Consider the following 10,227-nt stretch of genomic DNA (forward strand, 5'->3'; position numbering starts at 1 on the left):
GTTTTCCGGATTTGAAAAAGTGCCATTAGGGATGACATTTTGGGGCACGGGGTCACTTTTGTGCGGTTTCGGGTGAATTGGCAGAAGAAATGATAAAAAATTGTCTGGAACACCCCTTTGAACCCAAAGGGGATGACACAATAGGGCAGAACCCTGAACGGGTCTTATGACCCGTATCCGGACTTTAGTCCATTATACGAACCCACCAGCTTTAGCTGGTGGTTGTTTAGTTAGGGTCACTAATGTTTTTAAGCCCAGTTCGACCGCTTCTTTTTTGTTTTAAGTCCAGTGGCCTTTAATGCCGCTAGAGCTTAGGGCATCATCTATAACAATGTTGGTACGCATAGCAGGTTGCCTCATGTGTGATATATGAGTATATTGCACACACAATATCTTTTTCAGCATACAGTGCATTAAGGCTGCTATATCGAGTACATTACCTTCAAAATGTTTACAAAACTCACTATTCAACATTAGTTAGTTACTTTCGTGACTTAATTAGCATGACACTCTCACTAACCACCACCAACCACGACCGTCATGTGGCTGGTCTAAAATACGTCTACCCCGTGCTTTCCAGGCGTGCTGGCGGCTTGTCCATCGGCATCAATTTCAATACCAACAATGCTTGCAATTGGCGCTGTATTTACTGTCAGGTGCCAGGTCTTATCAAAGGCGCTGCTCCCGATTTGGACTTGCGGTTGCTTGAAGAGGAGTTGAAGTTTTTCCTTAACGATGTCCGACAAGGTGATTTTTACCGGCGCTTCCAGGTGGATGCAGAGAATCGCGTCATTAAAGATATTGCAATCTCAGGCAATGGCGAGCCGACCAGCGTAAAAGATTTCGCTAAAGCGGTTGCCTTGATAGGGGAAATTGCAACAGTATTCGGCGTGTTTCCAGGAAGCCGATTTGTGTTGATTACCAATGGCAGTTTGATCCATCAACAAAAAGTCAGGGAAGGGTTGAAAGCCTTGCACAGTTTGGGCGGTGAAGTATGGTTTAAGCTTGATAGCGCCACCAAAGAAGGCAGATCGTTATTCAACGTAACCAACCAAAGTGTTAAAAGCAGTTTGAGAAATCTCAGGATTTCATCCGAGGTGTGTACGACAAAATTGCAAACCTGCCTCATTGATTACGCAGGGCAGGGCTGGTCCGAAACGGAAAAAAAGGCTTACCTGGATGCCTTAAAAACCATCAGGGCGACGGCTGATGTGAATGAAATAATGCTCTACACTTTGGCAAGACCCTCCATGCAGCCGGAAGCCAGCCAATTGGCGGCATTTTCTCCCGATGTCTTGGATGCCTTTGCCGAAGATATTCGCCAGTTGGGGTTTAAGGTGTCGGTTGCTGGGTGAGCGTAAACGCTTCCTTTGAAACTTGCTGCTTGTTGTCTGTCTTGTGAGCCACTATAATGCCTGATTCGATCAACGTGCGAATGTGGCGAAATTGGTAGACGCGCTGGATTTAGGTTCCAGTAGGGTAGCCTGTGGGAGTTCGAGTCTCCCCATTCGCACCACTTAATACATAAGTAAGCAATATGAGCCTTACTATCAAATTTACTGCCGATTGTCGGCATTCCCGTAAAAATCCAATCCGTTTGTTGAGGTAACCCTATGCAAGTTTCTGTCGAGAAGACATCAGAATTGAGCAGAAAAATGACCGTTAGCGTACCTGAAACCGTCGTTCAGGAAAAAATGGCCGAACGCCTGAAAACCCTGGGCCGCCAAGTCAAGATTGATGGCTTCCGTCCAGGCAAAGTGCCTCAACATGTTGTCAATAAAATGTATGGCTACCGAGTGCGCGGCGAAGTGGCGGGTGACCTGATCCAGTCCACTTATTACGATGCCTTACGCGACCAGGATTTAAAACCTGCCGGGCAACCGCACATCCATGACCTCGATGAAGCAGAAGGTTTCAAATATACCGCCGAGTTTGAGGTATATCCTGAGATTTCCCTAGCTGGCATTGAAAGGCTGGAGATAACGAAGACTTTAGCTACCGTAGAGGTAAGCGATGTTGACGAAATGATTGAAAAGCTAAGGGCACAGAAAAAAACCTGGAACGAAGTTGAACGGGCTTCGCAACAAAAAGACCGGATTACGATTGAGTTTTCCGGCCTGAGTGAGGGCGAAAATTTTACCGATGGTACGGTGCAGGACTTCCCAGTGGAAATCGGCGCCAAACAAATGATCCCCGGCTTTGAAGATAACCTGGTGGGCCTTAAAAAAGATGAGAGCAAAACTTTTTCGGTGACTTTTCCAGGGCAATATAACAACGCAAAACTGGCCGATAAAGCTGCCGAGTTTGAGGTTGAGGTTCTTAAAGTGGAAGAGCCTGTGCTACCCGCTGTAGATGAAGAATTCATCAAGGCTTATGGCACTCAGGACGGGTTAATGGCTACTTTCCGGGCAGATATTAAGGCCAATATGCAGCGGGAACTTGAACAAGCCCTGCATGGCAAGTTAAAAAATTCGGTATTGGATGCCTTATATGAAAAAATTCAGCTGGTAGTTCCTAGTACCCTAATCGATGAGGAAATTCAAAACTTGATGAAACCTTATCTTGAATCTGCCAAAAAACAAAAACTGAAACGGGAAGATTTGCAGTTGCCCAAGGATGTTTTCAAAGCCCAGGCAGAGCGTCGTGTGGCATTGGGTTTGATTTTGGGTGAAATCATCCATACTAAAGACATCAAGGTCGATGACAACAAAGTCCGCAAGACAATCGAAGATATGGCGAAAAGCTATGAGCAACCAGAGGCTTTTGTGTCATGGTATTATTCGGACAACAGCCGTTTACAGGGCATCCAGCAAATGGTGTTGGAGGACCAGACGGTCGAATGGCTAGTTTCAAAGGCAAAAATATCTAATGAAACAACGAGTTTTAGTGATATTATGGACAGCAACCAACGCTAAGATATTTTAATGTATAACAACCACAGCAATATAAACCAGATAACACCTCCACAAGCCGCCGGTACTTTAGTGCCGATTGTCATCGAACAAACTGCACGGGGTGAACGCAGTTTTGATATTTACTCCAGGCTCTTAAAGGAGCGGGTCATCTTCCTGGTCGGCCAAGTTGAAGATTATATGGCTAATCTGGTTGTGGCGCAGCTGCTGTTTCTGGAATCGGAAAACCCCGATAAAGATATACACCTTTATATCAATTCACCGGGCGGTTCTGTCACGTCAGGCATGTCCATTTACGATACCATGCAATTCATCAAGCCTGATGTCAGCACCATGTGCATAGGACAAGCGGCCAGTATGGGGGCATTGCTGTTGACAGGCGGAGCGAAAGGCAAACGTTATTGTTTGCCGCATTCACGAATGATGATTCACCAGCCCTTGGGCGGTTATCAGGGCCAGGCTTCGGATATTGACATCCATGCAAGAGAAATACTGCAAATCCGGGATAAGCTCAATAAGGTCTTGGCACATCATACCGGGCAACCCATAGAGAAGGTGCAGCTTGATACGGATAGGGATAACTTTTTAAGCCCGGAGGATGCAGTCAGCTACGGGTTAATCGATAAAGTATTGTCGAGCAGAACTTTTGCGGCTCTGTGAGCAATTAACAGTAGGCATAACACTTGGTTTTAGTATACTTTAGGTAATGACGATAACGATCATATTTAGCTGGGCCTTATTAGGAGTCCAAAACTATGAGTAATGAAAGAAACAGCAAAGACGACGATAAGCTGCTTTATTGTTCATTTTGCGGCAAAAGCCAGCAAGAAGTCAGAAAGCTTATCGCAGGCCCATCGGTATATATTTGCGACGAGTGCGTAGACCTGTGTAACGACATCATTAAAGATGAGTTGCAGGACAAGTCCTCTTCTTTTTATGGCGGGGAATTGCCCAAACCCAAGCAAATCAAGGCAGAGCTAGATAGCTATGTGATAGGGCAGGAGCGCGCAAAGAAAATTTTGGCAGTCGCTGTTTACAACCATTACAAGAGACTGCGAAATAAGTCCAAAAAAGACGGCGTTGAACTGGCAAAAAGCAATATTCTGTTGATTGGCCCTACCGGCTCAGGAAAGACCTTGTTAGCTGAAACCTTAGCGCGATTACTGGACGTGCCGTTTACCATAGCTGATGCCACGACCCTGACTGAAGCCGGATATGTCGGTGAAGACGTGGAAAATATTATCCAAAAGATTTTGCAAAAGTGCGATTACGATGTCGAGAAAGCCGAAACCGGCATCGTTTATATTGATGAAATCGACAAAATATCACGGAAGTCCGATAATCCATCCATTACCCGCGATGTGTCGGGTGAAGGTGTACAGCAGGCATTATTAAAGCTGATCGAAGGCACGATTGCCTCAGTGCCTCCGCAAGGCGGACGCAAACATCCGCAACAGGAGTTTTTGCAAGTTAATACCGCGAATATCCTGTTTATTGTCGGCGGTGCTTTTGCTGGGCTGGATAAGGTTATTAAAGCGCGTTCTGAAAAAGGTGGCATCGGGTTCTCTGCCGATGTTAAAGCCAAAGATGAATCCAAGAATGTCGGTGAGCTATTTGCCGAAGTCGAGTCTGAGGATCTGATCAAATATGGACTGATTCCTGAGTTCGTAGGTCGCTTACCTGTCATCGCTACGCTGGATGAGTTGGATGAACCGGCATTGATAAAAATTCTCACAGAACCTAAAAATGCCTTGATCAAACAATATCAGCACTTGTTTGAGATGGAGGGTGCGGAATTGGAGTTTCGGGAAGAGTCGCTAGGCGCTATTGCCCGAAAATCGATGGAAAGAAAAACAGGCGCAAGAGGGTTGAGGACTATCGTCGAGAATGTCCTGCTTAATACCATGTACGAGCTGCCTTCTGCAGACAATATCAGTAAAGTAGTGGTCGATGAAGGCGTTATTATGGGGGAGTCCGAACCCTACTTGGTTTATGAGACTGAAAAGATAAAAGCTTAGGCCAAGCGGTTTATCAGGACATGACGAAAGGAGCTTTAACCTTATAAAGCTCCTTTTTTGTTTTCGGCATTCCAATAAGGTTTTTGCCCAAACTGTAAAAAAATTGATACCGTGTTGCTATCAATTACATTTCATTCTTGCTATTTAAAATAGTATCCCCATAATCTCAGGTAACACACATTAAAATTCCATTCATGGAAGCAAAGAAGATGACAGAATCAGAAATGTTAGTACCGGTATTGCCACTAAGGGATGTTGTCGTTTATCCGCACATGGTCATTCCTTTATTCGTCGGCAGACAGAAATCGATCGACGCCTTGAATGCCGCCATGCTGGAAAACAAGCAAATCTTGCTGGTGGCCCAAAAAGAAGCGGGAGTTGACGAGCCGGAGTTTGCCGATCTTTATGAAGTTGGGACATTGGCCAACATCCTTCAGTTATTGAAATTGCCGGATGGGACGGTCAAGGTGCTGGTGGAAGGCGACGAACGTTGTCACGTCAGCAACTATAAGGAAACTGGCAGTTTCTTCTCGGCCAACGTATCAAAAATTAATGACATTATGCTCATTTCAGAGCAGAAGCTGGATGCTTTGAAACGTACGGTCATGAATACGTTTGATCAGTATGTTAAATTCAATAATAAAATTCCACCCGAAGTGCTGAATGTCTTAATCGGCATTGACGATCCAAGCCGTCTCGCCGATACGATGGCTGCCCATATCGCCATCAAGATTCACGAAAAACAAGTGATACTCGAAACCGCTGATATCGAACAACGGCTGGAAGTCTTGATGGCGTTGATGGAAGGCGAAGTCGATATTCTGGAAATGGAAAAGAAAATACGCGTGCGCGTGAAGCAGCAGATGGAGAAAAACCAAAGGGAATACTATCTGAACGAGCAGATGAAAGCGATCCAAAAGGAATTGGGTGATATGGACGATGTACCCAATGAAATTGAAGATTTAGAGAACAAAATTGAAGATGCGGGTATGTCCAAAGAGGCGAAAACTAAAGCGAGCAATGAGTTGAATAAGCTCAGGCTTATGTCGCCGATGTCCGCAGAGGCCACTGTGGTGCGCAATTATATCGACTGGATGGTTAGCGTTCCCTGGAAGAAGAAAACCAAGGTCACAAAGGTATTAAAGGATGCTGAGCAAGTCTTGGAAGCTGAGCATTACGGGCTTGAAAAAGTTAAGGAACGCATTTTGGAGTACCTTGCGGTGCAACAGCGCGTCAAGAAACTCAAGGGCCCCATATTATGTTTGGTGGGGCCGCCGGGCGTCGGTAAGACCTCGTTGGGCGAATCCATCGCCAGGGCAACCAACCGTAAATACGTGCGCATGGCTTTGGGCGGGGTTCGCGATGAAGCGGAGATACGCGGGCATCGCAGGACTTATATAGGCTCCATGCCCGGAAAAATATTGCAAAGCCTGGCTAAGGTAAAAACCAGGAATCCCTTGTTTTTGCTTGATGAAATTGACAAGATGGCCGCTGACTTCCGTGGTGACCCTGCTTCGGCTTTGCTAGAAGTGCTCGATCCAGAGCAAAACCATACGTTTTCGGATCATTATCTGGAAGTCGATTTTGATTTGTCGGATGTGATGTTTGTTGCGACCGCCAATACCATGAATATTCCTCCGGCATTGCTGGACAGGATGGAAGTCATACGGATTGCGGGTTATACCGAAGACGAGAAAATTAATATTGCAATCAAATATTTGATTCCAAAACAGATAAAAAATAATGGCTTGAAAGAGCGCGAAATTGAGATTACCGAAACTGCGGTCAGGGATATGATTCGGTATTACTCCCGTGAAGCAGGCGTGCGCAGCCTTGAGCGTGATATTTCAAAAATTTGCCGTAAAGTTGTTAAAGACCTCTTGTTAGAGCCTAGCCAGAAAAAAGCGGTCATTACCCCGAAAAACTTGAATCTCTACCTGGGAGTCAGGCGCTATCATTACGGTCTTGCCGAAGAACAGGATCGAATCGGCCATGTTTCGGGGCTGGCGTGGACTGAAGTGGGCGGCGAGCTATTGACGATAGAGACAGCGGTTATTCCGGGTAAGGGCAAGCAATCGGCCACCGGTAAGCTTGGGGACGTAATGAAAGAGTCTATAGAGGCTGCCATGACTGTGGTCAGGAGCCGTTCGGATATACTGGGCCTGGATAGCGAGATATTTCAAAAGAACGATATCCATATTCATGTGCCGGAAGGGGCTACGCCGAAAGATGGCCCTAGCGCGGGTATCGCCATGTGTACTGCGGTCGTGTCGGCGCTCACTAAAATTCCGGTTCGCGCTAATGTGGCCATGACGGGGGAAATCACCTTACGCGGCGAAGTATTGCCTATTGGCGGTTTAAAGGAAAAACTGCTGGCTGCACATCGCGGTGGCATTACCACGGTGCTGATCCCTTCTGAAAATGAAAAGGATCTGGCTGAAATACCTGAAAATATTAAGCAGAATTTACTGATTAAACCTGTCCAATGGATAGATGAAGTGCTGGCAGTTGCCTTGCAGTATATGCCCAGTCCTTTAGGGAAAATCGCCAGTGACGAGCAAGGTAAAGGAGAACCTGATACGGCTAAAATAAAGCCAAGCCCTGGGGTAATCGCGCACTGAAACAGTGCGTATGGATATAAATGGTCAGGATACAAGAAGCCCTGACCTTTAATGCTTGACACTCAATGGAGGCAGTTGTTATAAATACCCAATCTTATTCTTATGTTGTTCAAGGAATGTACATAAGGATCGATACGCTGTTATTGCTACATAAAAACAACATACACTTTCCTAAAATAATGCTCACTTTCCTAAGGGGGAATAAATGAATAAATCGGAACTTATTGACGCTATTGCAGAGTCTTCTGGATTAACCAAGGCCGATTCGGGTCGTGCGTTGGATGGTTTTATCGGTGCGGTTACGGGCGCTTTGTGCAAGGGGGACTCTGTGACTTTAGTCGGCTTTGGCACCTATTCCGTTAAGGAAAGGGCCGAACGGTTAGGGCGTAATCCTCAGACGGGGCGTGAGATTACCATTAAAGCGGCAAAAATCCCGGCATTTAAGTGTGGTAAATCACTAAAAGATGCTATAAAATAGCTCTTTTTAGTCGGGTGCTTAGCTCAGCTGGGAGAGCATCGCCCTTACAAGGCGAGGGTCGGGGGTTCGAACCCCTCAGCACCCACCAGACTTTGGAGCGGTAGTTCAGTTGGTTAGAATACCGGCCTGTCACGCCGGGGGTCGCGGGTTCGAGCCCCGTCCGCTCCGCCAAATCGAAAGCCCTGGGCCACCTGGTTCGGGGCTTTTTTTTGACAGGCTGCTTTGTTTATAACAAGTTTTTAGATTATATGGCTTCTTTGGATTGAACTTATGCTGACAACAATTAGAGAAAAGGCGCAAGGTGCTTTTGCTTGGATAATCTTGATAGTGATATGTGTTCCTTTTGCATTATGGGGCATCCAAAATTATGTGGATACTGGCAAGGAAGCGTCAGTCGCATCCGTAGGCGATAAGGATTTTTATCAACGTGATGTCAACAATGCCTATGAGCAATACGCCCAGAATTTTCGGGGTATGACGGTTGATGAGCAACTTTTGAAACAGCAAGCCTTGGATAAGCTGATAAAAGATGAAGTGCTGTTGCAATACGCCCATGCAGAAGGGCTCGTTGCAACCGATTCTAGCGCCCGTGATTTCATCAAAACATTGCCGTATTTTCAAACCGAAGGAAGGTTTGACGAAAAGCGCTATAAATCGTTGCTTACTTCACAAAAGCTGTCATCGACTGAATTTGTGAACAAAATTAAAAGCGCCCTGATTATGGAGCAATTCCAGCGTAGTGTCATCGACAGCAGTTTTGCCACACAATACGCCATTGAAAGTTTTTTCAAAATTCAAAATCAACAACGCGATGCCGATTATGTAACCGTCACCTTGGAGAAGGTAACGGCACCACTCGGCGACCAAGAGATTTCCGCTTATTACCAGCAGCATCAGGATGCCTACAAACTGCCTGAACAGGTTTCCGTAGAATCCGTAGAATTGTCGCTAGAGGAACTAGCCAAAAAAGTCGCCGTGACTGACGATAAGCTCCGCGCTTTTTATGAAGAACAAAAAGAGCAGTACAGCACACCGGAACGGCGAAAAATTAGCCACATCCTGTTTGCCGTCAATGTAAAAACCGATGACAAGACTGCATTGGGGAAGGCCTTAAAGGCGCAACAAGATTTAAAAAGCAAAGATTTTTCGGCATTAGCCGCAGAAGTGTCCGATGACAAGCTCACGGCCAAAAAAGGCGGCGATTTGGGGTTGTTTATCGTGGGCAGCATGGAAAAATCGTTTGAAGAGGCGGCAAGTGCGCTGAAGCTAGCTGAGGTATCCAAACCGGTCAAGTCCACTTTCGGCTATCATTTGATCAAGGTTACCGAGTTAGTCCCAAGCGAAGTCAAGTCTTTTGATACTGTTAAAGGAGAAGCCACCAAAGGCTATCAAAAAGCGCAGGCAGAAAATGCTTTCTATGAAGCTGGCGAAAAGCTCACAGAAGTGAGCTATGAGAATCCGGACAATTTGCAAACCGTGTCGGAGGCTCTTACGCTAAGCGTCCAGAAGTCAGGATTATTTGCGAAAGATAAGGGTGAAGGTATTGCCGCTGAGAAAAAAGTCCGCGATGTCGCTTTTTCTGAAGAAGTGCTGCAGGGCAATAACAGTACGCCGATAGAGTTAGGAACGAATCGTTTGGTGGTTTTACGGCTCCTCGAACACAAACCTGCGGCAGCGCGGGACCTGAATAGCGTCAAACAGGAAATAATTGCTGAGCTAACCAATGAGAAGGCTAAACAGCAAGCGATTGACAAGGCAAATAAAATCAAACAACGGCTACAAGCAGGTGAGGCTATACAAAAAGTGACTGCCGAAAATAAGTTGACTGTGAAAGAGGTAACCGGTTTGGTGCGCAACAAAAACACCTTGCCTGAGCAACTCAACGATGCCATTTTCAGGGCGGCTAAGCCTGTTGCCGATAAAACCACGACTTTCGGTGTCGCCTTGGCTACGGGTGAACAAGTTGTCGTTAGCCTGAAAAAAGTAATGCCCGGCATTATGAGCGATGCAGACAAAAAGCAGCTAGAACTTGCCAAAAAGAATCTCGCCAAGGCTTTTGGCCAGTCAGAATTTAATGCGATGCTGGCAAGCCTGCAAGCAAATGCCGATGTTTCGATTAAAACCCAGTCCAAGCCGCAGTAAGGCATAATATGTACTGGCTGAGACTTGACTGATATCTTAAAAATTTAATCGTAATC

7 protein-coding genes and 3 tRNA genes are annotated in these 10,227 nt (G+C 45.9%); all 10 read left to right on the forward strand.

Annotation, left to right across the window (positions count from 1 at the left end):
- Positions 1 to 503: 503 nt before the first annotated feature.
- The 10 genes from ACLQ6D_RS08950 (at position 504) to ACLQ6D_RS08995 (ending at position 10,171) form a co-directional block, all read left to right on the forward strand.
- The gene (locus ACLQ6D_RS08950; protein WP_411726940.1) at positions 504 to 1,355 is read left to right on the forward strand and encodes a radical SAM protein; all 852 of its coding nucleotides are present in this window, start codon (positions 504 to 506) and stop codon (positions 1,353 to 1,355) included.
- Between the two features lie 76 nt (positions 1,356 to 1,431).
- A tRNA-Leu gene (locus ACLQ6D_RS08955) sits at positions 1,432 to 1,516 on the forward strand.
- Positions 1,517 to 1,613: 97 nt separating this feature from the next.
- Positions 1,614 to 2,915, forward strand: coding sequence for a trigger factor (tig, locus tag ACLQ6D_RS08960; RefSeq protein WP_411726941.1), 1,302 nt, complete (start codon positions 1,614 to 1,616; stop codon positions 2,913 to 2,915).
- Positions 2,916 to 2,924: 9 nt separating this feature from the next.
- Positions 2,925 to 3,572 (forward strand): ATP-dependent Clp endopeptidase proteolytic subunit ClpP, encoded by a 648-nt coding sequence (gene clpP / locus ACLQ6D_RS08965; RefSeq protein ID WP_411726942.1) that lies wholly within the window; start codon positions 2,925 to 2,927, stop codon positions 3,570 to 3,572.
- 95 nt (positions 3,573 to 3,667) lie between these two features.
- Positions 3,668 to 4,930 carry an ATP-dependent Clp protease ATP-binding subunit ClpX gene (gene clpX / locus ACLQ6D_RS08970; protein ID WP_411726943.1) on the forward strand — a complete coding sequence of 421 codons (1,263 nt, stop codon included), beginning with the start codon at positions 3,668 to 3,670 and terminating at the stop codon, positions 4,928 to 4,930.
- 209 nt (positions 4,931 to 5,139) lie between these two features.
- The gene (gene lon / locus ACLQ6D_RS08975; RefSeq protein WP_411726944.1) at positions 5,140 to 7,551 is read left to right on the forward strand and encodes an endopeptidase La; all 2,412 of its coding nucleotides are present in this window, start codon (positions 5,140 to 5,142) and stop codon (positions 7,549 to 7,551) included.
- A gap of 205 nt (positions 7,552 to 7,756) precedes the next feature.
- Positions 7,757 to 8,029, forward strand: coding sequence for an HU family DNA-binding protein (locus ACLQ6D_RS08980; RefSeq protein WP_411726945.1), 273 nt, complete (start codon positions 7,757 to 7,759; stop codon positions 8,027 to 8,029).
- A 12-nt stretch (positions 8,030 to 8,041) separates the two neighbouring features.
- Positions 8,042 to 8,117: transfer RNA gene (locus ACLQ6D_RS08985), tRNA-Val, on the forward strand.
- 6 nt (positions 8,118 to 8,123) lie between these two features.
- Positions 8,124 to 8,200 (forward strand) — tRNA-Asp (locus tag ACLQ6D_RS08990).
- Positions 8,201 to 8,299: 99 nt separating this feature from the next.
- Positions 8,300 to 10,171, forward strand: a complete 1,872-nt coding sequence (locus ACLQ6D_RS08995) for a SurA N-terminal domain-containing protein (RefSeq protein WP_411726946.1) — start codon at positions 8,300 to 8,302, stop codon at positions 10,169 to 10,171.
- Positions 10,172 to 10,227 lie beyond the last annotated feature (56 nt).

It is taken from the genome of Methyloglobulus sp. (assembly GCF_046714055.1).
Taxonomy (GTDB): domain Bacteria; phylum Pseudomonadota; class Gammaproteobacteria; order Methylococcales; family Methylomonadaceae; genus Methyloglobulus.

Excerpts from the sequence above, each read along its gene's own strand:
- ACLQ6D_RS08950 (WP_411726940.1), top strand. The coding sequence starts at position 504 with ATGACACTCTCACTAACCACCACCAACCACGACCGTCATGTGGCTGGT.
- clpX (WP_411726943.1), top strand. The coding sequence starts at position 3,668 with ATGAGTAATGAAAGAAACAGCAAAGACGACGATAAGCTGCTTTATTGT.
- lon (WP_411726944.1), top strand. The coding sequence starts at position 5,140 with ATGACAGAATCAGAAATGTTAGTACCGGTATTGCCACTAAGGGATGTT.
- ACLQ6D_RS08980 (WP_411726945.1), top strand. The coding sequence starts at position 7,757 with ATGAATAAATCGGAACTTATTGACGCTATTGCAGAGTCTTCTGGATTA.
- clpP (WP_411726942.1), top strand. The coding sequence starts at position 2,925 with ATGTATAACAACCACAGCAATATAAACCAGATAACACCTCCACAAGCC.
- tig (WP_411726941.1), top strand. The coding sequence starts at position 1,614 with ATGCAAGTTTCTGTCGAGAAGACATCAGAATTGAGCAGAAAAATGACC.
- ACLQ6D_RS08995 (WP_411726946.1), top strand. The coding sequence starts at position 8,300 with ATGCTGACAACAATTAGAGAAAAGGCGCAAGGTGCTTTTGCTTGGATA.